This is a genomic window from Aeromicrobium sp. Root344, assembly GCF_001425755.1.
Classification (GTDB): Bacteria; Actinomycetota; Actinomycetes; order Propionibacteriales; family Nocardioidaceae; genus Aeromicrobium.
The window spans coordinates 2,865,267-2,889,153 of record NZ_LMDH01000001.1; the positions used below are offsets into that span (position 1 = coordinate 2,865,267).

The following is a 23,887-nucleotide window of genomic DNA, read 5'->3' on the forward strand; positions in this document are numbered from 1 at the left end:
CCTAGATCCCGTTGGCGCCGCGGGTCTTGGCGGCGGCCCACTCGCGGTCGCGGATCGCCATGACGTCCTCGCACGCCGCGATGAACCTCGCGGTCGCGACGCCGGGGGTCGGATCGCCGAGGTAGTGCTCGACGAGCGCATCGCGATCGGCCTTGGTCGGATCGGCGGAGAGGTGCTCGGAGACCACGGCGGCGAAGTCGTCGCTCGGTCCCAGCAGTGGCACGACGTCCATGAGGCGGCTCGGTGGATAGGCGACGAGCGGCTGGGTGACCAGCAACGGCTTGCCGGTCGGCAGCCAGGTGAGCGTCACCGCCGACACGTCGGTGACCAGCAGGTCGGCATCTGCAAACGACTGCTCGAGCGTCACGTCCGTGTCGACCCGGTCGGCGAGCTCGCGCACGATGGCGTCGGCCGCGGCGTACGAGGGCCGGATGACGCCGTTGAGCGGGTGCGGCCGGTAGATGACCCGGTACGCGGGGGAGAGCGCGCGGACGAGCGCCTCACCGTGCGTCTCGAGCGATCCGTAGGACACCGAGGGCTGCGAGGCCTCCCACGTCGGCGCGTAGAGCACGGTCTGCCGGCCGTCGGGGGACGGCGTGCCGGTGACCGCCGCGGCGCCGTCGAGCTGCGGCTGGCCGATCAGGACGCTGTGCGCGGCGGCGTCGTAGAGCATGACGGCCGACGCCGTACGTTCGAGCGCCGCCTGGCCGGCGAGGAAGCACCAGTCGTAGGCCTTGACCTGGTTGGAGACCGACACGCCCTTGTCGCTGTCGCCGTGCCCCAGGTAGACGTGCACCAGCGACGTGAACCGCAGCGACTCGAAGTTGATCGGGTCGTGGTTGACATAGAGCGCGAGCTTGACGTCCGACAGCGACAGGATCTCGTCGAGCTGCCCGTAGCGGGCGAGCGTGACGCAGTCGAGACCGGTCTCGGCACGTACGACCCGAGCCGTCCGTGAGTCCTTGAAGACACAGACGATCGGGTGGACCTCGTCGAGAGCCTTGAGCGCGTGGTACCAGGGCCGCAGCTGGTAGAGGCTGTCCTGCGGGGTGGGGAAGTAGAGCATGACCTGCTGCGTGAACGGGGTGCCGAGCCGCGCCTCGTCGGTGAGCTTGTCGGGCATGCCGACCGGCAGGAACCGCGAGCGTCGCAGCCGGGCGATCGCCCACAGCTGGAGGCGGCGGACCAGACCGACGCGTGCCTCAGAGGCCATGATCGGCGAAGGCCTTGCCGTCTCGGAAGTGCGGCGCGAGCTTGTTGTCGTACATGCTCAGCGCCGAGCCGATCGCCATGTGCATGTCGAGGTACTGATAGGTCCCGAGGCGGCCGCCGAACAGCACGTCGGCCTCGCCCTTGGCTAGCTCGCGATAGGCCAGCAGCCGCTCGCGGTCCTGCGGCGTGTTGATCGGGTAGTAGGGCTCGTCGGAGTGCTCGGCGAACCGGCTGAACTCCCGCATGATGACGGTCTTGTCGGCCGGGTAGTCACGCTCGGGGTGGAAGTGCCGGAACTCGTGGATGCGGGTGTAGTCGATGTCGGTGTCGGCGTAGTTCATGACCGTCGTGCCCTGGAAGTCGCCGACCGGCAGCACCTCGGTCTCGAAGTCGAGCGTGCGCCACGACAGGTCACCGTGGGCGAAGTCGAAGTAGCGGTCCACCGGGCCTGTGTAGACGATCGGCACCTGCCCGACCGTGGCCGCCTTGTGATGCGGCTGCGACTCGTCGAAGAAGTCCGCCTCGAGCGTCACCGTGATGTTGGGGTGATCGGCCATGCGCTCGAGCCACGCGGTGTAGCCGTCGACCGGCAGGCCCTCGTAGGTGTCGGAGAAGTAGCGATTGTCGTACGTGTAGCGCACCGGCAGCCGCGAGATGATCTCGGCGCTGAGCTCGCGCGGGTCGGTCTGCCACTGCTTGGCGGTGTAGCCCTTGATGAACGCCTCGTAGAGCGGCTGCCCGATCAGCGAGATCGCCTTCTCCTCGAAGTTGGTCGGCTCACCGGTCAGCATCGACGCCTGCTCGGCGACCCACGCCCGCGCCTCGGCGGGTGTGAACGCGGAGCGGTTGAACTGGTTGATCGTGCCGAGGTTGATCGGCATCGAGAAGACCTCGTCGCGGTACGTCGTGTAGACGCGGTGCTGGTAGGGCGTGAACTCCGTGAACCGGTTGACGTACTCCCAGACCCGTTGGTTGGAGGTGTGGAACAGGTGCGCGCCGTAGCGGTGCACCTCGATGCCGGTCTCCGGCTCGACCTCGGTGTAGGCGTTGCCGCCGAGGTGATCCCGGCGGTCGATGACCTGCACCTGCAGGCCGAGCTCGCGGGCGCACCGGTCGGCGATCGTCAGTCCGAAGAACCCGGAGCCGACGATCAGGAGGTCAGCGGTCATTCGTCAATTGTGCCGGTACGTCTGCCGGATCCATCGGACGCCACGACTTGTCCCGCCACAGCGCCCGGTTGGCCCGGAATCCCCGGGCGAGGTCGCCGAGGCCCTTGAGCGTGTGCTGCACGACCACGAGGCGGAAGACCTCCTTGGCCAGCGTCAGGGCCGTGCCGATGCCGAACCCGACCCGGTTGAGCTTGCCGTACTCGGCGAAGTACTTGCCGACGTACGCCCGGTTGCGGATCACGTGGAAGCGGAACAACGGGCTGCCGTCGTTGAGGTGCCGGATGCCGAGGTTGACCTGCTTCTGCTCACGCTTGCGCTTGAGCACGAACGCGTCGACGTAGACGACGTCGGTGTGCTGCGCGGCGAGCCAGGCGTAGGCGGCGTCGTCCCAGGAGATGAAGAACCGCGGGTCCGGCAGGCCGATCTTGCGCACGATGTCGGCGCTGATCAGCATGCCCTCGAACGTGCCGGAGTTGGTGACCGCGTATCCCTCGCGGCCGAACTGCTTGCCGCTGTAGGGGAGTGGCACACCGAGGAACTCGTTGAACTTGGCCTGCCAGTAGAACGGCGTGCCGTCGAAGTCGTAGCGACGCCCGTGGATGACCTTGAACCGCTGCATCCACGGCGCGAACTGCTCCAGCGCGTCGGGCAGGATCTCGACGTCGTCGTCCATGAGCCACACCCAGTCGGCGCCCTGCTCGAGCGCGACCTTGGTGCCCTCGCTGAACCCGCCGGAGCCGCCCGTGTTGGTGTCGAGCCTGTGGTTGATCACGAGGCCCTCGGGGAAGTCCTTCATCGCTGCGGCGAGGACGTCCTGGGTGTCGTCGGTGCTGGCGTTGTCGACCACGACGATCTTGAACGGCGGGGTGTCCATGGCTGCCGCGCTGGCGAGGAGCTCCTTGAGGTACGTCGATCGGTTGAACGTCACGATCGCGATCGCGATCTTCCCAGGAGCCGAATTCACCCGGGCAACCTTACCGTGCGGTGCGGTGGCCGCCGCCTGCCGTCGCTGCGCTCGTGACGAGCGTCTCGGCGGTGCTACTGTCCGGCGCATGCGTGAGATGTACCCGCCGCTCGAACCGTTCGATTCAGGGCTGCTGGACGTCGGTGACGGCCAGCAGATCCACTACGAGGTCTCGGGCAATCCGGACGGCAAGCCCGCCGTCTACCTGCACGGGGGCCCGGGCGGTGCCTCGAGTCCTGAGCAGCGCCGGGTGTTCGACCCGGAGCGTTATCGCATCGTGCTGTTCGACCAGCGTGGTTGCGGCAGCAGCGTGCCCCACGCCAGTGCTCCGGAGGCCGACCTGAGCGCCATCACGACATGGCACCTCGTCGCCGACATCGAGGCCTTGCGCTCTCATCTCGGCATCGACCGGTGGCTGGTCTGCGGCGGCTCGTGGGGCTCCGCGCTGGCCCTCGCATACGCCCAGAAGCATCCCGACCGGGTGACAGAGCTCGTGCTGCGCGGCATCTTCACGTTGCGCCGGAGCGAGCTCGACTGGTTCTACGAGGGCGGTGCCGCCCACGTCTACCCGGACCTCTGGGAGGGCTTCGTCGCCCCGGTCCCTGAGGGCGAGCGTGGTCGGCTCGTCGAGGCGTACGCTCGACTGCTCCACGATCCCGATCCGGCCGTCCACGTCCCGGCCGCCCGCGCGTGGGCCCGGTGGGAGTCCTCGGCCATCACCCTGCTGCCCGATCCCGACCTGGTCGCGCACTTCACCGAGGACGCGTTCGCGGTGGCGTTCGCGCGGATCGAGAACCACTTCTTCATGAACGAGGGCTGGTTCACCGACGGCCAGCTCATCGCCGACGCCCCCGCACTTCGCGACATCCCCGGCGTCATCATCCAGGGCCGCTACGACATGTGCACGCCGGCGACGACGGCCTGGGACCTGCACCGCGCCTGGCCCGAGGCTGAGCTCCGGATGATCCCCGACGCGGGCCACGCCTTCACCGAACCGGGGATCCTCGACGCGATCATCGAGGCGACCGATCGTTTCGCTGCCGGTGCCTAGGGGTCAGAGCGCGGCTTCGTCGTCGGAGTCGCTGGGTTCGACGGCGTACGAGGTGCCGCGGTAGTCGGCGCGCTCCGTCTCGGAGCGGGCGATGAAGGCGTCGACGGATGCCTTGAACGACTCGAGGGTGCGCCGTTCGGGCGGTCCGAGGAGGTAGGTCGCGAGGTCGGCGCGAGGCGCAGCCTGCAGGTCGGGCGCCTGCTGCGTGACGACGGCGATGAACTCGGCGATGCCGCGGCCGTCCCGCCCGATCGTCGTACCGGCACCGGTCGAGGGGTAGTCGCTCCGGAACGTCGCGTCGTCGACGTCGGTGTGGTTGAACACCGCGTACGGCTTCTCGCTCGCGAGGAAGTCGCTGACGACGCTGGAGATGTCGGTGATGAGCGCCGACGCCCGGTTGAACCACTCGTTGATCGAGCCACCCTTGATGACGCGGTGGTCGATGCCCGTCCGGGCTGCTGCGTCGTCGAGCAGCCCGGCGATGCGGGCGAGCACCGCGCGGTACTTGGCGTCGCGCTGGCCCGTGAACGGGTGCGCCTTGAACACGACGCGGATCGGCGGGTCGGCGGCGAGCAGCGCCTCGACGACGCGGACACCGATCGCCGAGACCGATGAGTACTCCTGGTCGTGGTTGACGCCCTCCCACGTCGGCGCATACAGAACCGTCGGCACGGCCTCGTCGCCGAGGCGGGGCTCGCGCGAGATGCCGTGCACCTGGGGACGACCGACGAAGCGGTACTGGTCGTCGTGCACCCCGAGCTTGGACCGGCGATAGCGATCGGCGCCCGCCTCGCCCGCGACCCACAGCTCGTCGTACGCGCGGGAGAACGGGTTGTTGGACGCGCTCTTGTCGCTGTCGCCGTGCCCGATGAAGGCGCTCATGAGCGTCGGGAGACGCAACAGGTGGATGTTGTTGCCCGTGTTGGAGGGATAGAGCGCGACACGCGCGGACGAGAAGTCGAGCATCAGCAGCTCGCCGGGATCCCTCAGCTCAAGCGTCGGGATCGATGTCGAGGCCAGCCGGGTGAACAGCGGATGGTCGCGCAGCACGATGAACACACGGCGGTCGAGCGCCTCGAGGCTCTCGAGCCAGGTGTTGATCTGGTAGCCGGCCTCCGCGGGCCCACTCAGGTGCACGACGACCTCGGGCCGGTAGTCGTCGAGGAACTCCTGGATCTGGCGCAGCGGTGCCGTGAACCCGGTGGCGCGCTTCTGCTGCCGCAACGCCCACGACGCGCGAACGTCCGGGATCGTGACGAGCGCGAGCACCGCGACCGCGACGAGCCCGGCGAGCAGCACCGGCAGCCAGGGCGCACCCAGCAGCACCGGCGCCAGCACCAGGAGCTGGGTCACGACGACCTCGAAGGCCCGGCGCGGCGGCGCGTCCTGGATGCGCGGCGACCCGGGGATGTTGCGGGTCTCCATCGGCTTGAGCGGTCCGACCCTTCGATACTCCTGGTGCAGGGCCCGGGCCGCGAGCACCAGGACGTACGCGACGGCAACCACCACGAACACCCGCACCGCCCCTGCGCCGTCGAGATGGTCGCTGACCACGAGCCCGGCGAGCACGCGCAGGACGAAACGCATGGGCAGGCCGAACTCGGCCTGGTCCAGCAGCTCTGAGGACTGTGACGAGCGCACCTCGAACGGCAGCTCGCCCAAGACGGACAGCAGCAGGAAGGCCAGCGCGCCGATCTCGAGCCCGAGCGCAGCGCAGAGCAAGGCGAGGAAGAGGCAACCGACCGACAACACGAAACCGGGGACCTCCTCGGTCCGGCCCAATCGGTGGAATGCCGCCTGAGCAGCACGAACGGGCGAGACCATGCGGACGAAATTATCACGCGTACCTCGGGCACCTCCTGCGGTAACGTCATCGCGTGCCCCGCCCCCGGAGCCTCCGCATCCCTGCCGAGATCGCACATCCCGTGCGCCTGCTGCCGCTGACGTTCCTCGCCCTCATCATCATCGGCACGGTCCTGCTCCTGCTGCCGTTCGCCAGGTCCGGCGACGGCTCGGCGGGGTTCATGCCGGCGTTCTTCACCTCGGCGTCGGCCGTGACTGTCACCGGGCTCGCGACGGTCGACACCGGGACGTACTGGACACCAGCCGGCCAGGGCATCATGCTCGCGCTCGTCGAGATCGGCGGCCTCGGCATCATCGCGCTGGCCACGGTGCTCGGGCTGTTCATCGGAGGCCGCCTCGGACTGCGCACACGCCTCGTGGCGCAGGCCGACATGCACGTCGTGAGCCTCGGCGAGGTGCGGCCGCTGTTCCGCCGTGTCGCCGTGACGATGGTGTTCTTCCAGTCCGTCACGGCGCTGGTCCTGACGATCCGCTACCGCGCGCACTACTTCGACGACCTGCCCACCGCGTTGTGGCACGGCGTGTTCGACGCGGTCATGGCGTTCAACAACGCCGGGTTCTCGCTCAACCCCGACAGCCTCACGGGCTATGCCGGCGACGGCCTCATCATCATCCCGATCTGCGTCGCGGTGTTCGTCGGCGCCATCGGGTTCCCTGTGCTGGCGGAGCTGTTCCAGGAGTGGCGTACGCCCGACCGGTGGACGATCCACACGCGCCTGACGGTGTGGGGCTCGATCGGGCTGCTGCTCGTCGGCGCTCTCGCGTTCCTCGCGCTGGAGTGGAACAACGGCGACACGCTCGGCGGCCTGCCGTTCTGGCACAAGATCGTGTCGGGCATCGAGGGCGGCATCATGCCGCGCTCCGGCGGTCTCAACAGCTTCGACTGGGGTTCGGTCCGTCCGGAGACGCTCAACATCGGCGTCGTGATGATGTTCATCGGCGGTGGCAGCGCGAGCACCGCCGGTGGCATCAAGATCACGACGTTCCTGCTCCTGGCCTACGTGATCCTGGCCGAGCTGCGAGGGGACCCCGACGTCACGATCGGCAACCGGTCGATCAGCTCGGTCGTGATCCGCTCAGCACTCACCATCGCGCTGCTCGCGGTGATGCTCGTGTCGGTGACGACGCTGCTGGTCATGCTCATGACCGACGTGCCGTTCGACGCGGCCCTGTTCGAGTGCACCTCGGCGTTCGCGACCGTCGGGCTGAGCACCGGCATCACCCCCGACCTGCCCGCCGACGCCCAGGTCGTGCTGATCGGCTTGATGTTCCTGGGCAGAGTGGGCACGATTACGGCGGCGTCAGCGTTCGTCCTCAGACGGCGCGTCCCGAGGTACCACCTTCCCGAGGAGCAACCGATCATTGGCTAAGAGCGCTGAATCCCCGACTGCTCCCGTCCTGGTCATCGGCCTGGGGCGCTTCGGCTCGTCCGTCGCCAAGTCGCTCGTACGCCTCGGGCACGAGGTCCTCGCAGTCGACGAGCGCGCCGACATCGTGCAGAAGTTCGCCGGCGACTTCACCCACATCGTCTCGGCCGACAGCACGGACACCGAGGCGCTGCGGCAGATCGGCGCCGAGCAGTTCCGGCGGGCTGTCGTCGGCATCGGCACCGACATCGAGGCGAGCGTCCTCACGGTTCTGAGCCTGTCCGACCTCGGGGTCGCCGAGATCTGGGCCAAGGCCATCAGCGGCAAGCACGCGGCGATCCTCGAGCGGGTCGGCGCCACCCACGTCGTACGCCCCGAGTCCGACATGGGCAAGCGTGTCGCCCACCTGGTGACCGGCACCATGACGGACTACATCGAGTTCGACGACGGCTTCGCGATCGCCCGCACGCGTACGCCTGAGGTCGCGTGCGGCAAGACGCTCGCCGAGTCCGGACTGCGTCAGGCGTACGGCATCACGGTCGTCGGCGTGAAGACCCGCGGCGAGGACTTCACCTACGCGCGGCCCGAGACGCCGATCTCGCAAGCGGACGAGCTGATCGTGTCGGGTCCGACCACCAAGGTCGAGGCCTTCTGCGCCCTGCCCTGAATCCGGCGACCGACCTGGCGTCGGAGCGTTGACACGGCGGCCGGTTGACCCGCGAGCACACCGCCGAGCACCAGCACGACACCGAGGAGCTGGGCGGGACCGAACGCCTCGTGCATCACGATGACGCCCAGCGCCGTGCCGACGACGGGGTTGACCAGTCCGACCAGCGCCGTGGATCCGGCCGGCATGCGGCTGAGCCCGTGGAACCAGCAGACGTACGCGAGTCCGGTGCCGATCGTGCCGAGGTAGACATACGCCGCGATGTTCGTGCCGTCGACGTGCGGCGGACGGCCCTCGACGAGCAGCGCGATCGGCACGAGCACGATGCCGGCAGCGGTGAGCTGCCACCCGGTGACGGTGATCAGGTCGGTCGGCCGTTCCCAGCGCTTGACCAGCACGAACCCGATCCCGGAGACCAGCACCGCACCGATCGCCGCCAGCAGCCCGATGGGGTCGACCGAGGCGTCGGAGCGCAGCACCAGGAGGGCGACGCCCGCGACGCCGACGACACCGCCGCCGATCCCGGCGACCGTGGCACGTTCGCGGATCAGCACCGCGGCCAGCAGCATGACCGCGAGCGGCGACATCGCCGTGACGGTCGAGGCGAGGCCGCCCGGCAGCCGGTAGGCGGCGGTGAACAGGAGCGCGAAGAACAGGCCCATGTTGCAGGTGCCGAGCACGAGGGACTTCCACCACCACGAGCCGCGGGGGAGCTGGCCGCGGGCCGCGACGATGACGAGCCCGATCGGCAGGGCGCGCACGGCGGCGGAGAACAGCGGGCGGTCCGGCGGGAGGAAGTTCTCCGTCACGACGTACGTGCTGCCCCAGGCGACGGGGGCCACGACGGTGATGGCTGGTGTGCGCCACGTCCACGAAGTAGTTTCCATGGAAGAGATTATATCTTCCAAGGAAGGTATAGTGCAAGCATGACCAGTGAGGAACCTGACCACGTGGACACGATCGTGGCGCAGTGGGAACGGGAGAGGCCCGACCTCGACTCGTCGCCGTTGCACGTCATCGGCCGCATCTCGCGACTCGCCGGCTCCGTCGACGAGCTGCTACGGCCCGTGTTCGCCGCTCGCGGCCTCGGTGACGGTGACTTCGACGTGCTCGCGACGTTGCGCCGCAGTGGTGCGCCCTACGAGCTCACGCCGGGCGAGCTCGGTGCGAGCACGATGGTGACGTCGGGGGCGGTGACCAAGCGCGTGGACCGGCTGGAGCGGGCGGGTCTCGTGGAGCGGCGGGTCGACACGTCCGACGCGCGGGGACGCCGCATCCGCTTGACCCGAGAGGGCCTCGCGATGATCGACGAGGCCTACGCGGTCCACATGGCCAACGAGGCGCGCATGCTGGCCGGTCTCACGGCCGAGGAGCGAGCCGATCTCGTACGCCTGCTGCGCCGGACGGCCGAGTCGTTCGCGGCCGGATCTCCTCGCAATGCGGCACTGGAGCTGCAGGGGTAACGTGCGCTGAGGGTCCCGCCAGGGGGTGGGGCGAAGCCCTTCTGGAACGGAGATGTTTCCGTGATTCACACTGCCGACAGCACGTTTCGGCTCGACGCCAACGCGGTCGACTACCTGATCGTCGCGGCCTACTTCCTCGTCGTCATCGGCATCGGCCTCATGGCCCGGCGGCAGGTCTCGACGAGCCTCGACTTCTTCCTGTCCGGGCGGTCGCTGCCGGCGTGGGTGACGGGCCTGGCCTTCATCTCGGCCAACCTCGGCGCGGTCGAGATCATGGGCATGTCCGCCAACGGGGCCGAGTTCGGCATGGCGACCGTCCACTACTTCTGGGTCGGCGCCGTCCCGGCGATGCTGTTCCTCGGCATCGTGATGATGCCGTTCTACTACGGCTCCGGCGTGCGCAGCGTGCCGGAGTTCATGCGGCGACGATTCGGCACCGGCGCCCACCTGGTCAACGCCCTCAGCTTCGCGGTCGCCCAGCTGCTCATCGCCGGCATCAACCTCTACCTGCTCGCGACGATCGTCAACCGCCTTCTCGGCTGGCCCACGTGGGTCTCGTTGATCGTCGCTGCCCTCATCGTGCTGACCTACACGGCCCTTGGCGGGCTCTCGGCGGCGATCTACAACGAGGTGCTGCAGTTCTTCGTCATCGTCGCGGCACTCCTGCCCTTGACGATCGTCGCGCTGCACAAGGTCGGCGGCTGGGAGGGCATCAAGGACAAGGTGCAGCCGGGACAGGAGCAGCTCTCGTCGTGGCCGGGCACCGACCTGACCGGCATCGACAACCCCGTCCTGTCGGTCATCGGCATCGTCTTCGGCCTCGGCTTCGTGCTGTCGTTCGGCTACTGGACGACCAACTTCGTCGAGGTGCAGCGCGCGATGGCGTCCGACTCGATCTCGGCGGCCAAGCGCGCGCCGATCATCGGTGCGTTTCCCAAGATGTTCATCCCGTTCATCGTGATCATCCCGGGCATCATCGCGGCGATCGTGGTCAAGGAGCTCGTCGACCTCAAGGCTGACAAGCCGGCCGGTGACGTGAAGTACAACGACGCGATCCTGCTGCTGATGCGCGACCTGCTGCCCAACGGCATGCTCGGCATCGCGATCGCCGGCCTGCTCGCGTCGTTCATGGCGGGCATGGCGGCCAACATCTCGGCGTTCAACACGGTGTTCTCGTACGACCTGTGGCAGCAGTACGTGCAGAAGGATCGGGAGGACTCCTATTACACGCGGATCGGCCGGATCGCGACCGTCGCCGCGACCGTCATCGCAATCGGCACGGCAGGCATCGCGTCCAACTACTCGAACATGATGAACTACCTGCAGACGCTGTTCGGGTTCTTCAACGCTCCGCTGTTCGCGACCTTCATCCTCGGGATGTTCTGGAAGCGGATGACGGCGACCGCCGGTTGGACGGGCCTCGTCTCGGGCACCGTCGCCGCCGTGCTGGTGGCGTTCCTCAGCGAGGACACGTTCGGCTCGGCGAGCTGGGGAGTGCTCGGGATCAAGGGGCAGGGCGCGAGCTTCGTCGCCGCGGGTGCCGCGTTCGTCGTCGACATCCTCGTCAGCGTGATCGTCACGATGTTCACCAGACCGCGCGACGAGGCGGACCTCGAGGGCCTGGTCTATTCGTTGACTCCCAAGGAGTCGCTCGTCGATCCCGACGAGGTGCACCTGCCGTGGTACCAGTCGCCGCCGAAGCTGGCCGGCCTCGGGCTCGCGCTCGTCATCGTCCTCAACGTGATCTTCTGGTAAGGAGCACACCTCATGACTGCATCCGGCAAGAAGACCGTGGGCCTGTTCGACATCCGGTTCATCATCGGCGGCCTGATCGGGCTCTACGGCGTCATCCTGACCCTGCTCGGCATCTTCAACGCGAGCGACAAGGAGCTCGCCAAGGGCGACGGACTCAACATCAACCTCTGGGCCGGCCTCGGGATGCTCGTGGTCGGGATCGCCTTCATGGTCTGGGCAAGGCTGCGCCCCGTCATCGTCCCCGACGACGTGGAGTCACCCGGCGGTCCTTGAGCGCTCCTGGGTCCTTGAGCTTGTCGAAAGGACGCCCACCTGGGTCCTTGAGCTTGTCGAAAGGACGTCATTCCCCGGGCAAGCGGTCCTGGCGATGACGTGCGAGATTCGGGAGCGCGGCGTAGTCCCCGCGGATCAGGGCCTCGCGCTTGGCTCGTGACCAGCCGTGGAGCTTGCGTTCGACGCCCCAAGCATCGACGACGCTCGCAAACTCGCACGCGTACGCGAGCCTCACCGGGAGGCGCGCGCTCGTGTACGCGCCTCCGAGTCCTTGCTGGTGCTGCCAAAGCCGCGACTCGAGGTTGCGGGTGCTGCCGACGTAGTACGAGGCGTCGGCGCATTCAAGGATGTAGACGTAGGCCATGGACGTCAGGAAAGCGCCTCGATGCAGGGGCGTCACGCGAGCTGTCCACAGTGGTCCTTTCGACAGGCTCAAGGAGCGGGGGGCCGGGTTCCTTTCGACAGGCTCGAGGAGCGGGGGGCCGGGTTCCTTTCGACAGGCTCAAGGAGCGAGGGGCCGGGTTCCTTTCGACAGGCTCAAGGAGCGGGGGGCCGGGTTCCTTTCGACAGGCTCAAGGAGCGGGCGGTCCTGTGTGCTTTGTGGACCGGCGTCACCGGTAACATTCGGGCAGTGACCACGCCTGACCAGACCCCGGCCTCCTACCGCTACACGAGCGCGCTCGCGGGCCAGATCGAGCAGCGTTGGCAGGATCGCTGGGAGTCCGAGGGCACGTTCGAGGCGCCCAACCCGACGGGTGACCTCGCCGGCGAGATCACGGGCGACAAGTACTTCATCATGGACATGTTCCCGTACCCCTCGGGCGCGGGCCTGCACGTCGGTCACCCGCTGGGCTACATCGCGACCGACGTCGCCGGCCGCTATCGCCGCATGCGGGGCGACAACGTCCTGCACGCACTCGGCTTCGACGCCTTCGGACTGCCGGCCGAGATCCACGCCGTCGAGACCGGCGAGCACCCGCGCACCAACACGTTGTCCAACATCGACAACATGCGCCGGCAGCTGCGCCGTCTGGGTCTGGCACACGACCAGCGCCGCAGCTTCGCCACGATCGACCCCGACTTCATGCGCTGGACGCAGTGGATCTTCGTGCAGATCTTCGAGTCCTGGTACGACGAGGAGCAGGGCAAGGCCCGCCCGATCAGCGAGCTGCGCGCCGAGTACGAGTCCGGCGCCCGCACCGCGCCCGACGGCACCGCCTGGGCCGACCTGACACCGATCGAGCGCAGCGTCCTGATCGACGCGGTGCGCCTGGCGTACATCGACGACTCGCCGGTCAACTGGTGCCCGGGTCTGGGCACGGTGCTGGCCAACGAGGAGGTCACGGCCGAGGGCCGCAGCGAGCGCGGCAACTTCCCGGTCTTCACACGCAACCTGCGGCAGTGGAAGATGCGCATCACGGCCTATTCGGACCGGCTGATCGACGACCTCGATCGCGTCGACTGGCCCGAGTCGGTCAAGAGCATGCAGCGCAACTGGATCGGCCGCTCCCACGGTGCGCGGATCAGCTTCCCGGTCGAGGGGATCGCGACGCCGATCGCCGTGTTCACGACCCGTCCCGACACGATCTTCGGCACGACCTACATGGTGCTGGCGCCCGAGCACGAGCTGGTCGACCAGCTGACCACTGAGGCGTGGCCGGACGAGACGCCGCTCCAGTGGACCAACGGCGCCGCTTCGCCCGCCGAGGCCGTCACGGCGTACCGCGCCATGGCCGCTGCCAAGACCGACCTGGAGCGCCAGGAGAACAAGGAGAAGACCGGCGTCTTCACCGGCTCCTTCGCGACCAACCCGGTCAACGGCGCCAAGGTGCCGGTGTTCATCGCCGACTACGTCCTCACGGGTTATGGCACCGGCGCGATCATGGCGGTGCCCGGCGGCGACGAGCGTGACCACGAGTTCGCCGAGTCGTACGCGCTGCCGATCATCCACACGGTCCAGGCGCCCGAAGGGTTCGAAGGCGGTGCCTACACAGGGAAGGGCGTGGTCATCAACTCCACGAACGACGAGCTGAGCCTCGACGGCATGGAGATCGACGACGCCAAGGACGCCGTGATCACCTGGCTGCAGGCGCACGGAGCGGGCGAGGGCACGACGACCTACCGGCTGCGCGATTGGCTGTTCAGCCGGCAGCGCTACTGGGGCGAGCCCTTTCCGATCGTCTATGACGAGCTCGACCAGCCGATCGCGCTGCCCGACTCGATGCTCCCGGTCGAGCTGCCGGAGGTCCCCGACTACTCACCCAAGACCTACGAGCCGGAGGACGCGAACAGCAACCCCGAGCCCCCGTTGGCCCGCGTGCCCGAGTGGGTCCACGTCGAGCTCGACCTCGGCGACGGCCCCAAGATGTACCGGCGCGAGACCAACACGATGCCCAACTGGGCCGGCTCGTCGTGGTACGAGCTGCGCTACGCCGACCCGCACAACGCCGACCGGCTGGTCGACCCCGAGAACGAGCGCTACTGGCTCGGTCCGCGCAAGCCGGGGGAGACCGGTGGCGTCGACCTCTACGTCGGCGGCGTCGAGCACGCGGTGCTGCACCTGCTCTACGCCCGCTTCTGGCACAAGGTGCTGTTCGACCTCGGCCACGTCTCCAGCGAGGAGCCGTTCCACAAGCTGTTCAACCAGGGCTACATCCAGGCGCACGCCTACACCGACTCCCGCGGCGTCTATGTCGAGGCCGCCGGTGTCGAGGAGCGCACCGACGAGGCAGGTGTCACGACGTACTGGTCCGGTGACGAACAGGTCACGCGTGAGTTCGGCAAGATGGGCAAGAGCCTCAAGAACGCCGTGACGCCCGACGAGATGTACGAGACGTACGGCGCCGACACGCTGCGGGTCTACGAGATGTCGATGGGCCCGATGGACGTGTCGAGGCCGTGGGAGACCCGTGCCGTCGTCGGCGCGCAGCGGTTCCTGCAGCGCGTGTGGCGCCTGCTCGTCGACGAGGACTCCGGTGACCTGCTGGCCGACGACGCCGAGCTCGACGCGACGACACTGCACATCCTCCACGTGACGATCGACGGCGTCCGGTCCGACATGGAGCACATGCGGTTCAACACCGCCGTGGCCAAGCTGATCGAGCTGACGAACCACCTGACCAAGGAGGGCCTGCGCAGCCGTGCGGCGGTCGAGCCGCTGGTGCTGATGCTGGCTCCGCTCGCTCCGCACATCGGCGAAGAGCTGTGGTCACGCCTCGGGCACGCGGAGACACTGACGCATGAGCCGTTCCCGGTCGCCGACCCGGCGCATCTCTCGGCGGCATCGGTGACGTGCGTCGTGCAGGTGCTGGGCAAGGTCCGCGGCAAGCTCGAGGTCAGCCCCGACATCTCCGACGAGGAGCTCACGGCGCTCGCGCTCGCCGAGCCCAACGTCGTACGGTCGATCGACGGCCGCGAGGTCCGCAAGGTCATCGTGCGGGCACCCAAGCTCGTCAGCATCGTCGTCTGAGTCCGTTTCACCGATAGTCTTCGGTCATGCCTCGGATCGGGATCGTCACGGACTCGACGTCGTCGTTGTCGGCTGCCGATGCCGTGCGCGAGGGCATTGCCGTGGTGCCGCTGCAGGTCATCATCGGTGCCGAGACCTACACCGAGGGCGTCGACGTCACGGCGGACATGATCGCCGAGGCGCTGGCCTCGTTCGTACCCGTCAGCACGTCACGGCCGACCCCGGACGACTTCCTCGCGGTGTACGAGCGCCTGGCTGCCGACGGTGCCGAGGCCATCGTGTCGGTGCACCTCAGCGCCAAGATGTCCGGCACGCTCGACTCGGCGATCCTGGCGTCCAAGCAGGCGTCGGTGCCGGTGACCTGCATCGACTCGATGCAGGTGGGCATCGCAACCGGGTTCGCCGCCGGCCGGGCAGCCACGGCTCGTGACGCCGGCGAGGACGCGATCGGCGTTGCGGAGGCGGCTCAGCGGGCCGGCGAGTCCTCGACCGTCCTGCTGTACGTCGACACGCTCGAGTACCTCAAGCGCGGCGGGCGCGTCGGCGCCGCAGCCGCGTTGATCGGCTCCGCACTCGCGGTCAAGCCGATCCTCACGATCACCGATGGACTGGTCGTGCCACTCGAGCGCGTACGCACGCAGGCCAAGGCGCTCGCCCGGCTGGAGGCGCTCGCGGTCGAGAAGGCCGCGGCCTGCGAGCAGGGGTTCGACGTCGGCGTCCAGCACCTCGCCAGTCCCGCCGTGGCCATGGCTGTCGCCGAGCGCCTCGCGGGGGCACTCGACCTGGACCGCGTGGGCGTCGACGAGGTCGGCGCCTCGATCGGCGCACACGTGGGCCCCGGCATGATCTCGGTGACCGTCACCCCACGCTGACCCGATCGGGCGGTGCGTCAGGTCGAACGTCCACAGGCCAGCGGTGACGTAGGTCGAACGGGCAGCTGGCCCGTTCGACCCAGGTCACCGACCCGGTCGCGACGCGAGGTTTTCCACGGGACGTACGTTGCGCGTTCCCGTCCACAGCCGGCGTCGTGCGCACGCGCGACGGGCCCCGCCCTGCCTAGCGTCGACATGTGAAGCCCAGGCGTCCCTCTCCTCCGACAGACGAGACCCGTGCCGAGATCGCCCGGCGTCGCCTGGCCCAGCTCGCGGCCTCGTTCGACGCCGAGCTGCCGCCCGCCGAGGAGCCTGAGCAGGAGCGCGTACGCCGCACCCTCGAGCTCCCGCACGCCAAGGTCCTCGCGACGATCGCCCTCGCCGCATCGGTGTTGCTCGTCTGGTGGCTGCTGTCGGGGCGGCCCAAGACCACCGAACCCGCGGCACCGCTGGCCTTCGGCACGTCCACGGCACCCACGGACACGGCCAAGCCGGCCGAAGCGGAGCTGATCGTCGACGTCGTGGGCAAGGTCCGCAAGCCCGGCATCGTGACGGTGCCCAAGGGATCGCGCGTCTACCAGGCGATCGAGGCGGCCGGGGGGCTCAAGGGGCGGGTCGACACCGCCTCGCTCAACATGGCCCGGGTGCTGGACGACGGCGAGCAGATCCTCGTCGGCATCGAGCCGGTCGCCGCACCTGCCGCCTCCGGCGGGGCGAGCTCCGGCGCGCCGGCAGGCGGCAAGGTCAATCTCAACACCGCGACCGCCGAACAGCTCGACACGCTGCCCGGCGTCGGACCCGTGACGGCCCAGGCGATCCTCGCGTGGCGCGACGAGAACGGCCGGTTCGGTTCGGTCGAGGACCTGCTCGACGTCAAGGGCATCGGCGACGCGACGCTCGCCGAGCTGCGCGATCTCGTGACCTTGTGACCCACGACCTGCGGATGCTCCCACCGGCGCTCGTCGCGTGGGGCGCGGCAGCGTGGCTCGTCACAGTCGGCTCGTACGTCTCGGTCGTCGTCGCAATCGCCAGCATCGCCGCAGCGGGCGCCCTGGCCAGGTGGCGTCCGCACCGCGGGCTCGTCTGGCTCCTCACAGCCGTGTGCCTCGCGGCAATCGCGGTGTCGTGTGCCTGGCGGCTCACCACGATCGAGCACTCGCCGCTCACCCAGCTTGCGAGGGAGAACCGTCTCGCGACCCTCGACCTCGAGGTCCGCCGCGACGCCCGTACGTTCACGCATCACGGCCATGAGTCCGTCGTGGTCGAGGTGCTCGTACGCCGTGCGGTCAGCAGGGATGCCGACATCAGGACACGAGATCACGCCACGGCGTTCCTCGACGGTGGCGCCAAGGACCTGGTCGTCGGTCGGAGGTTCGCCGCCACGGGCCGGCTCGCGCCGTCAGACGACTCGGACGAGGCAGCTGTCATCGATGTCGTCCGGCGAGGCCCGGCGGACCGAGCAACGTGGTGGTGGGAGGCCTCCGAGCGCGTGCGCGAAGGCGTACGACAGTCGGTGACTCCCGTCGGTGACGAGCCCGAGGCGCTCGTCCCGGCTCTCGTCGACGGGGACGACGGGCGGGTCAGCGACAAGGTCGAGGAGGACTTCCGCCGCAGCGGGCTCACGCACCTCATGGCGGTGTCGGGCACCAACCTGACGATCGTGCTCGCCGTCGTGATGGCAGTCGGGCGAGCCGCCGGCGTGCGCCGCCGCGGCCTCTGGGTGCTGGGCGCCCTCTCGATCGTCGCGTTCGTCCTGCTCGCGCGGCCAGACCCCAGCGTCGTACGTGCCGCGGCGATGGGTGCCGTCGGCGTCGCGGCGCTCGGCTTCGGGGCGCGTGGAGGCGTACGCGCACTGGCGTGGGCGATGGTCGGCCTGTTGTTCCTCGACCCCTGGCTGGCCCGATCGGCCGGTTTCATCCTGTCGGCGACGGCAACCGGCGGCATCCTGCTGCTGGCTCCGCCGTTCGCTCGTAGGCTCGAACGCTGGATGCCGCGGTGGTGTGCCCTGGCGATCGCGGTGCCGATCGCTGCTCAGCTGGTCTGCACGCCCGCCATCGCCGCCCTGTCGGGCCAGATCTCCCTGGTGGCGGTCGTGGCGAACCTGCTGGCGGCTCCCGCCGTGGCCCCGGCGACGGTCGCCGGGCTGGTGGGCGGGATCGTCGCGCTGGCGTCGGCGCCGCTGAGCCACCTCCCAGGCATCGTCGCGGGCGCCTGCGCGAGCTGGATCCTGACGGTGGGGCACCGCGCCGCCGCGCTCGACGCCGCGTCGCTGGAGTGGCGAGCGCCGTGGCAGTGGCTGCTGGTGCTCGTACCGCTCGCCACGGCGGTGATCATGGCGATCTCGTCACGCCCCGTCGTGTTCATCGGCCTGTCGGCTGGTCTCTTGGTGGCGGTGTGGCGGCCGCCGCAGACGGGGTGGCCGCCGGAGGGCTGGGTCATGGTGGCGTGCGACGTCGGTCAGGGCGATGCCACGGTGCTGAATGCCAGCCGCGGCTTCGCGGTGGTCGTCGACGCCGGCCCCGACCCGGCCCTCGTCGACCGGTGTCTCGACCGGCTCGACGTCCATCGCGTACGCCTGATGGTGTTCACCCACGGCCATGCCGATCACACGGACGGCTGGCCCGGCGTGCTCGACGGCCGCCAGGTGGACCAGGTCGCGGTCGGGCCGACCGGCGGCCCCGGACGGGCGGACATCGCGCAGCACGTCGCCACGCCCGGCGAGTCCTTCACCGTCGGCGACGTCACGGCCGAGGTGCTCTGGCCCTCCGCGTCTGGTCCCGTGCGGGTCGCGAGCGGGGACGGGTCGACGGCCAACAACGCCAGCGTCGTGCTGGCCGCCCAGGTCCGCGGCGTACGCCTGATGCTGGCCGGCGACATCGAGCCAGAGGCGCAGGAGGGGCTCCTGCGCGAGCATCCCGACCTGTCCGCCGACGTCCTCAAGATGCCGCACCACGGCAGCGCGCGGCAGTCGAAGGTGTTCTTCGACGCCGTCGGTGCACGCCTCGCGACGATCAGTGCGGGGGAGGGGAACGACTACGGCCACCCGGCTGCGGCCGCGCTCTCGCTGCTGCGTGACGAGGACATGCAGTGGTGGCGCACCGACACCGACGGCGACATCGCGATCGTCGAGCGCGACGGGCGGCTTCTCGTCGTGACTCGCGACTAGTCTGTCTCCGTGGCCACGGCATTCGGCAAGATCCTGCTCATCACCGGCAATGCCGAGTTCCTCGCCGACCGCACCCGTGCCAGGGCCGTCAAGGCCGTCACCGCCGAGCACCCCGAGTGCCAGGTCGCCGAGGCCAGCGCCGCGGGCCTGCAACCCGGCGAGCTCGCCGGCCTCACGAGTCCCTCACTGTTCAGCGACGTCAGCGCCCTCGTGCTGACCGACCTGCAGGACCTGCCCGACGTGGCACAGACCGAGCTGCTGGCCTATGCGGGCGAGACCTCGCCCGACATCGCCGTCGTGCTGGTCCACGGCGGCGGCACCAAGGGCAAGGGCCTGCTCGACAAGCTCCGCAAGATGAGCACCGTCAGCGAGGTCAAGCTCGAGCAGCCCAAGTACGAACGCGACTACGCACGTTGGGTCTACACCGAGATCCGTGATCTCGGCGCCCGCATCGACGAGGAGGCCGCCACGCTGCTGGTCGCGGCAGTCGGTCAGGACCTTCGCGCTCTGGGCGGGGCCGCCGACCAGCTTGTCTCCAACCTCGAGAAGGGCGCCGAGATCAGCGCCTCGCTCGTACGCCAGTACTTTGGCGGGCGAGCCGACGTGCGCGGCTACGAAATCGCCGACGCCGCGATCGACGGCCGCATCAACGTCGCGCTCGAGGCCGCCCGATGGGCCGAGACCGCCAAGGTCGCCCCGGTGCTCATCACCAGCGCGTTCGCGAGCGGCTTGCGTTCGCTGGCCAAGCTCGCCAGCGCGCCGGATGGCATGCGCGACAACGATCTGGCGGCCTACGTCGGGGCGCCGCCGTTCAAGATCCGCTCGATGCGCCAGCAGCTGCGCTCGTGGGAGCAGGACGGCCTGGCGCAGGCGCTCGGAGCCGTGGCGCAGGCCGACCTCGACGTCAAGGGCGGCTCGGCCGACCCGGCCTACGCGATCGAACGCATGGTGCTCCAGGTCGCGGCCCAGCGACGCCGCTGATGGCGACGCAGGTGGCGCAGGCCGCTCCGCCGGTGTCCCGCGCAGGCCGGGTCGAGGCGGTCGACCTCGCGCGGGGCTTCGCCCTGCTCGGCATGATGCTGGTGCACCTCGCGGCCCACTGGATCGAGCCGGACCCGCCCGTGGGCCACATGCTGATCGGTGGCCGTGCTGCACCGCTGTTCGCCATGCTCGCCGGCACGGCACTCATGCTCGTCCACGAGCGTGAGCCGCGCGGGGCCGGTTCGTGGCGGGCCACGCTGATCCGCGCCGTCCTGCTGATCGCGCTCGGACTCAGCCTCGGCTCGCTGCACGACATGCCGGTCCTGATCATCCTTGGCTTCTATGGCGTGCTGATCGTGGTGGCGCTCCCGTTCCGGCGGCTCTCGACGCGCACACTGCTGGCGCTCGCCGGCTTCTGGGCCGTGGCGGCGCCCATCGCCGTGCTGTGGGCGAGAATCGAGCACTCGCCCGTGCGGGCTGGTCAGGCCGAGCTGTCGGACCTCAAGCACCCCGCCGACCTGGTCATGGAGATCCTCGTGTGGGGCGCCTACCCCGCGGCGGTCTGGTTCGCGTACGTCCTGGTCGGTCTCGCGATCGGGCGGCTCGATCTCCGCCGTACCGCCGTGGCCTGGTGGCTCGTCGGTGTGGGGGCGGTGCTCGTGGCCGTGACCCTGGCGGCGGGGTGGCTCCTGATCCGCAACGGGGCCGTGGACGATCGCTACGACATGGGCTGGCGGCAGCTGTTCGCCGAGAGCTTCTGGCCGTACGAGCCGATGCGCTGGAACGACCTCCTGCAAGTCGGCCAGCACACCTCGACGCCGCTCAACGTCTTCAGCTCGATCGGGTCAGCCATCCTCGTGCTCGGGGTGTGCGCCCTCGTCATCCGGCTGCCGTGGGCACGTCTGCTGCTGACCCCGGTGCGGGCGGCGGGTGCGATGACGTTGACGCTCTACACGGTCCACGTGCTGTGGGCCTGGCGGCTCCGGGTCGGCTTCAACGAGGACCATCCGAACGACTTCGCGCACGGCAGCTATCGCGACTGGGCCGTGCAGGCCGTCGTGCTGTGCCTGGCCGCCACGCTGTGGCAGCGATTCATCGGCAAGGGGCCGCTCGAGTGGGTCATGCGCCGGCTGTCGGTGTGGGGCCGAGGCGCCCGGGCATGAAAAAAGCCGCCCCGTGGGGCGGCTGTCCTCATGGCGTACGTCAGAGTGACGCGGCCTTCTTGGCAATGGCCGACTTGCGGTTGGCTGCCTGGTTCTTGTGAATGACCTTCTTGGAAGCGGCCTTGTCGAGCTTCTTGGTGGCCTCGCCGGCGAGCTTCTTGGCGTCGTCGGTGTTGCCGGCCGTCACGGCCTCCTCGAAGCGACGCACGGCGGTCTTGAGGGCAGAGCGCACCGACTTGTTGCGCTCGCGAGCCAGCTCGTTCTGCCGGTTGCGCTTGATCTGCGACTTGATATTCGCCACGGGGCAAACCTGTTTCTCTCGAATGTGTGGATGCTGCGAAAAAGTTGTTGGACATGCCGAGGCACGCGACCGCCAACTCTATCAGTGAGCAGCCCGCCCGCTCAAATTGGCGGGACCGACGAGCGCAGCGAGGAGCGTTGAGCCAGGTTGAGCGATCGCGGCGAAGCCGCCAGCTGTCGAAACCCGGCCACGCGACCCACGTGGCACGAGCATGCCCGGGGTGATGGGACAATGGGGACATCATGAGCACCAGCCCCGTTCCCCAGCCCGGGGCCACCGACCCGAAGGTCCTGCGCAACTTCTGCATCATCGCGCACATCGACCACGGCAAGTCGACGTTGGCCGACCGCATGCTGCAGCACACCGGTGTCGTCGACGGTCGCGACATGAAGGCGCAGTACCTCGACCGCATGGACATCGAGCGCGAGCGTGGCATCACGATCAAGAGCCAGGCCGTCCGCATGCCGTTCGTGAAGTCGAGCGGCGACGACGCCGGCACGGTCTACGTGCTCAACATGATCGACACCCCGGGGCACGTCGACTTCACGTACGAGGTGAGCCGCAGTCTCGAGGCGTGTGAGGGCGCTGTCCTGCTCGTCGACGCGGCCCAGGGGATCGAGGCGCAGACGCTGGCCAACCTCTACCTCGCGATCGATGCCGACCTCGACATCATTCCCGTGCTCAACAAGATCGACCTGCCGGGCGCACAGCCGGAGAAGTACGCCGAGGAGATCGCCGGCATCATCGGCGGCAACCCCGATGACGTGCTGCGGGTGTCGGCCAAGACGGGCCAGGGCGTCGAGGAGCTGCTCAACCTGATCGTCGACGAGGTCCCGCCGCCCCAGGGCGACCCTGACGCGCCGCCGCGCGCGCTGATCTTCGACTCGGTCTACGACACCTACCGGGGCGTCGTGACGTATGTCCGCGTCGTCGACGGCAAGCTTTCGCACCGCGATCGCATCAAGATGATGTCGACCGGCGCCGTGCACGAGATGCTCGAGGTCGGCGTCATCTCCCCGGAGCCGGTCAAGGCCGGCGATCTCGGGGTGGGTGAGGTCGGCTACCTCATCACCGGCGTCAAGGAGGTCCGCCAGTCCCGGGTGGGCGACACCGTCACGTCGAACATCCGTGGCGCCACAGAGCCGCTTGGTGGCTACAAGACCCCCAATCCCATGGTCTACTCCGGCCTCTATCCGCTCGACGGCGACGACTACCCGACGCTGCGCGACGCCCTCGAGAAGCTGCAGCTCAACGACGCGGCCCTGGTCTACGAGCCGGAGTCGTCAGGCGCGCTCGGCTTCGGCTTCCGCATCGGCTTCCTCGGCCTGCTGCACCTCGAGATCGTCCGCGAACGGCTCGAGCGCGAGTTCAACCTCGAGCTCATCTCCACCGCCCCCAACGTCGTCTACCGGGTCGAGATGGAGGACGGCAAGGAGATCACCGTGACCAACCCGTCGGAGTACCCCGACGGCAAGATCGACAAGGTCTACGAACCGGTCGTCCGGGCGACGGTGCTGAGCCCGTCGGACTACATCGGCGTCATCATGGAGCTCTGCCAGGCACGCCGTGGCCAGCTCATCGGCATGGACTACCTGTCCGAGGACCGCGTCGAGATCAAGTACACGCTGCCCATGGGCGAGATCATGTTCGACTTCTTCGACGCGCTCAAGAGCCGCACCAAGGGCTATGCGTCGCTCGACTACGAACCGACCGGAGAGCAGGCCGCCGACCTCGTCAAGGTCGACGTGCTGCTTCAGGGCGAGGTTGTCGACGCGTTCAGCGCGATCGTGCACCGCGACAATGCCTACGCCTACGGCGTCTCGTTGGCGTCGAAGCTCAAGGAGCTCATCCCGCGTCAGCAGTTCGAGGTGCCGATCCAGGCTGCGATCGGCGCCCGGGTCATCGCCCGCGAGAACATCCGGGCGATCCGCAAGGACGTGCTCGCCAAGTGCTACGGCGGCGACATCTCCCGCAAGCGCAAGCTGCTCGAGAAGCAGAAGGAGGGCAAGAAGCGCATGAAGATGGTCGGCCGGGTCGAGGTCCCGCAGGAAGCCTTCATCGCCGCCCTCTCCACCGGCGACGCCGACAAGTAGCCCCGGCGCCCGCGTCTTGTGATGTAGCTCGTCACGTTCGTACGGCCGCTGCCGATCT

20 protein-coding genes are annotated in these 23,887 nt (G+C 68.8%); 13 read left to right on the plus strand and 7 right to left on the minus strand.

All coding sequences use genetic code 11. The annotated features are described in order from the left end of the window. Position 1: 1 nt before the first annotated feature. Genes ASC61_RS14095 through ASC61_RS14105 form a run of 3 tightly spaced genes read right to left on the minus strand, consistent with a single transcriptional unit; the run spans position 2 to position 3,345 of the window. Positions 2-1,213 (minus strand): CDP-glycerol glycerophosphotransferase family protein, encoded by a 1,212-nt coding sequence (locus ASC61_RS14095; RefSeq protein WP_056212914.1) that lies wholly within the window; start codon positions 1,211-1,213, stop codon positions 2-4. Continuing rightward, a complete protein-coding gene (gene glf / locus ASC61_RS14100; protein ID WP_056212917.1) occupies positions 1,203-2,381 on the minus strand; it encodes a UDP-galactopyranose mutase in 1,179 nt (392 codons plus the stop codon). The genes ASC61_RS14095 and glf overlap by 11 nt, the downstream gene beginning before the upstream one ends. After that, the gene (locus ASC61_RS14105; RefSeq protein ID WP_056212919.1) at positions 2,371-3,345 is read right to left on the minus strand and encodes a glycosyltransferase family 2 protein; all 975 of its coding nucleotides are present in this window, start codon (positions 3,343-3,345) and stop codon (positions 2,371-2,373) included. The genes glf and ASC61_RS14105 overlap by 11 nt, the downstream gene beginning before the upstream one ends. 88 nt (positions 3,346-3,433) lie before the next feature. On the opposite strand from ASC61_RS14105, the gene pip reads away from it, so the two are divergent. Further along, positions 3,434-4,396, plus strand: coding sequence for a prolyl aminopeptidase (pip, locus tag ASC61_RS14110; protein ID WP_056212922.1), 963 nt, complete (start codon positions 3,434-3,436; stop codon positions 4,394-4,396). Positions 4,397-4,399: 3 nt separating this feature from the next. Here the strand turns inward: pip and ASC61_RS14115 are convergent, their stop codons facing one another. Continuing rightward, positions 4,400-6,220 carry a CDP-glycerol glycerophosphotransferase family protein gene (locus ASC61_RS14115; RefSeq protein ID WP_056212924.1) on the minus strand — a complete coding sequence of 607 codons (1,821 nt, stop codon included), beginning with the start codon at positions 6,218-6,220 and terminating at the stop codon, positions 4,400-4,402. 53 nt (positions 6,221-6,273) lie between these two features. Here ASC61_RS14115 and ASC61_RS14120 point away from each other — a divergent pair, with 53 nt between their 5' ends. After that, positions 6,274-7,629: a TrkH family potassium uptake protein gene (locus ASC61_RS14120; RefSeq protein ID WP_056212926.1), complete on the plus strand. Its 1,356-nt coding sequence runs from the start codon at positions 6,274-6,276 to the stop codon at positions 7,627-7,629. Further along, complete coding sequence (locus tag ASC61_RS14125; RefSeq protein WP_056212928.1) at positions 7,622-8,293, plus strand: potassium channel family protein; 672 nt, start codon at positions 7,622-7,624, stop codon at positions 8,291-8,293. The genes ASC61_RS14120 and ASC61_RS14125 overlap by 8 nt, the downstream gene beginning before the upstream one ends. Here the strand turns inward: ASC61_RS14125 and ASC61_RS14130 are convergent. After that, complete coding sequence (locus ASC61_RS14130) at positions 8,200-9,180, minus strand: EamA family transporter (RefSeq protein WP_056212930.1); 981 nt, start codon at positions 9,178-9,180, stop codon at positions 8,200-8,202. The two genes, ASC61_RS14125 and ASC61_RS14130, sit on opposite strands and share 94 nt — an antisense overlap. 39 nt (positions 9,181-9,219) lie before the next feature. Between ASC61_RS14130 and ASC61_RS14135 the strand changes: the two genes are divergently transcribed. The 3 genes from ASC61_RS14135 to ASC61_RS14145 all read left to right on the plus strand — a co-directional run bounded on the left by ASC61_RS14135 (position 9,220) and on the right by ASC61_RS14145 (position 11,784). Next, complete coding sequence (locus ASC61_RS14135) at positions 9,220-9,756, plus strand: MarR family winged helix-turn-helix transcriptional regulator (RefSeq protein ID WP_056212932.1); 537 nt, start codon at positions 9,220-9,222, stop codon at positions 9,754-9,756. A gap of 63 nt (positions 9,757-9,819) precedes the next feature. Further along, positions 9,820-11,511 carry a sodium:solute symporter family protein gene (locus tag ASC61_RS14140; RefSeq protein WP_235503620.1) on the plus strand — a complete coding sequence of 564 codons (1,692 nt, stop codon included), beginning with the start codon at positions 9,820-9,822 and terminating at the stop codon, positions 11,509-11,511. Positions 11,512-11,523: 12 nt separating this feature from the next. Next, the gene (locus ASC61_RS14145; RefSeq protein WP_056212936.1) at positions 11,524-11,784 is read left to right on the plus strand and encodes a hypothetical protein; all 261 of its coding nucleotides are present in this window, start codon (positions 11,524-11,526) and stop codon (positions 11,782-11,784) included. Positions 11,785-11,851: 67 nt separating this feature from the next. On the opposite strand, the gene ASC61_RS14150 is transcribed toward ASC61_RS14145, so the two are convergent. Beyond that, on the minus strand, positions 11,852-12,148 hold the full coding sequence (locus tag ASC61_RS14150; RefSeq protein WP_056212938.1) for a GIY-YIG nuclease family protein: 297 nt from the start codon (positions 12,146-12,148) through the stop codon (positions 11,852-11,854). Positions 12,149-12,415: 267 nt separating this feature from the next. Between ASC61_RS14150 and leuS the strand changes: the two genes are divergently transcribed. From leuS to ASC61_RS14180, 6 genes are all read left to right on the plus strand, one after another. After that, positions 12,416-15,253: a leucine--tRNA ligase gene (gene leuS, locus ASC61_RS14155; protein WP_235503561.1), complete on the plus strand. Its 2,838-nt coding sequence runs from the start codon at positions 12,416-12,418 to the stop codon at positions 15,251-15,253. Between the two features lie 26 nt (positions 15,254-15,279). Then, positions 15,280-16,125, plus strand: a complete 846-nt coding sequence (locus tag ASC61_RS14160) for a DegV family protein (protein WP_056212939.1) — start codon at positions 15,280-15,282, stop codon at positions 16,123-16,125. A 197-nt stretch (positions 16,126-16,322) separates the two neighbouring features. After that, positions 16,323-17,054 (plus strand): helix-hairpin-helix domain-containing protein, encoded by a 732-nt coding sequence (locus ASC61_RS14165; protein WP_056212941.1) that lies wholly within the window; start codon positions 16,323-16,325, stop codon positions 17,052-17,054. Beyond that, a complete protein-coding gene (locus ASC61_RS14170) occupies positions 17,051-19,291 on the plus strand; it encodes a ComEC/Rec2 family competence protein (RefSeq protein ID WP_056212943.1) in 2,241 nt (746 codons plus the stop codon). Before ASC61_RS14165 ends, ASC61_RS14170 begins: the two co-directional genes overlap by 4 nt. Positions 19,292-19,300: 9 nt before the next feature. Next, positions 19,301-20,272 (plus strand): DNA polymerase III subunit delta, encoded by a 972-nt coding sequence (gene holA / locus ASC61_RS14175; RefSeq protein WP_056212945.1) that lies wholly within the window; start codon positions 19,301-19,303, stop codon positions 20,270-20,272. Beyond that, a complete protein-coding gene (locus ASC61_RS14180) occupies positions 20,272-21,435 on the plus strand; it encodes a DUF418 domain-containing protein (RefSeq protein WP_056212947.1) in 1,164 nt (387 codons plus the stop codon). The genes holA and ASC61_RS14180 overlap by 1 nt, the downstream gene beginning before the upstream one ends. A gap of 40 nt (positions 21,436-21,475) precedes the next feature. Here ASC61_RS14180 and rpsT read toward each other — a convergent pair whose 3' ends face one another. Further along, a complete protein-coding gene (gene rpsT / locus ASC61_RS14185; protein ID WP_056212949.1) occupies positions 21,476-21,736 on the minus strand; it encodes a 30S ribosomal protein S20 in 261 nt (86 codons plus the stop codon). A 242-nt stretch (positions 21,737-21,978) separates the two neighbouring features. Between rpsT and lepA the strand changes: the two genes are divergently transcribed. After that, the gene (gene lepA / locus ASC61_RS14190; protein ID WP_056212953.1) at positions 21,979-23,829 is read left to right on the plus strand and encodes a translation elongation factor 4; all 1,851 of its coding nucleotides are present in this window, start codon (positions 21,979-21,981) and stop codon (positions 23,827-23,829) included. The last annotated feature ends 58 nt before the right edge of the window (positions 23,830-23,887 follow it).

What these genes read in the sequence shown, in the direction of transcription:
- glf (WP_056212917.1), bottom strand. Translation starts at nt 2,381, where the DNA reads ATGACCGCTGACCTCCTGATCGTCGGCTCCGGGTTCTTCGGACTGACG.
- ASC61_RS14180 (WP_056212947.1), top strand. Translation starts at nt 20,272, where the DNA reads ATGGCGACGCAGGTGGCGCAGGCCGCTCCGCCGGTGTCCCGCGCAGGC.
- ASC61_RS14160 (WP_056212939.1), top strand. Translation starts at nt 15,280, where the DNA reads ATGCCTCGGATCGGGATCGTCACGGACTCGACGTCGTCGTTGTCGGCT.
- ASC61_RS14135 (WP_056212932.1), top strand. Translation starts at nt 9,220, where the DNA reads ATGACCAGTGAGGAACCTGACCACGTGGACACGATCGTGGCGCAGTGG.
- ASC61_RS14115 (WP_056212924.1), bottom strand. Translation starts at nt 6,220, where the DNA reads ATGGTCTCGCCCGTTCGTGCTGCTCAGGCGGCATTCCACCGATTGGGC.
- lepA (WP_056212953.1), top strand. Translation starts at nt 21,979, where the DNA reads ATGAGCACCAGCCCCGTTCCCCAGCCCGGGGCCACCGACCCGAAGGTC.
- pip (WP_056212922.1), top strand. Translation starts at nt 3,434, where the DNA reads ATGCGTGAGATGTACCCGCCGCTCGAACCGTTCGATTCAGGGCTGCTG.
- ASC61_RS14145 (WP_056212936.1), top strand. Translation starts at nt 11,524, where the DNA reads ATGACTGCATCCGGCAAGAAGACCGTGGGCCTGTTCGACATCCGGTTC.
- ASC61_RS14130 (WP_056212930.1), bottom strand. Translation starts at nt 9,180, where the DNA reads ATGGAAACTACTTCGTGGACGTGGCGCACACCAGCCATCACCGTCGTG.
- ASC61_RS14095 (WP_056212914.1), bottom strand. Translation starts at nt 1,213, where the DNA reads ATGGCCTCTGAGGCACGCGTCGGTCTGGTCCGCCGCCTCCAGCTGTGG.
- ASC61_RS14150 (WP_056212938.1), bottom strand. Translation starts at nt 12,148, where the DNA reads ATGGCCTACGTCTACATCCTTGAATGCGCCGACGCCTCGTACTACGTC.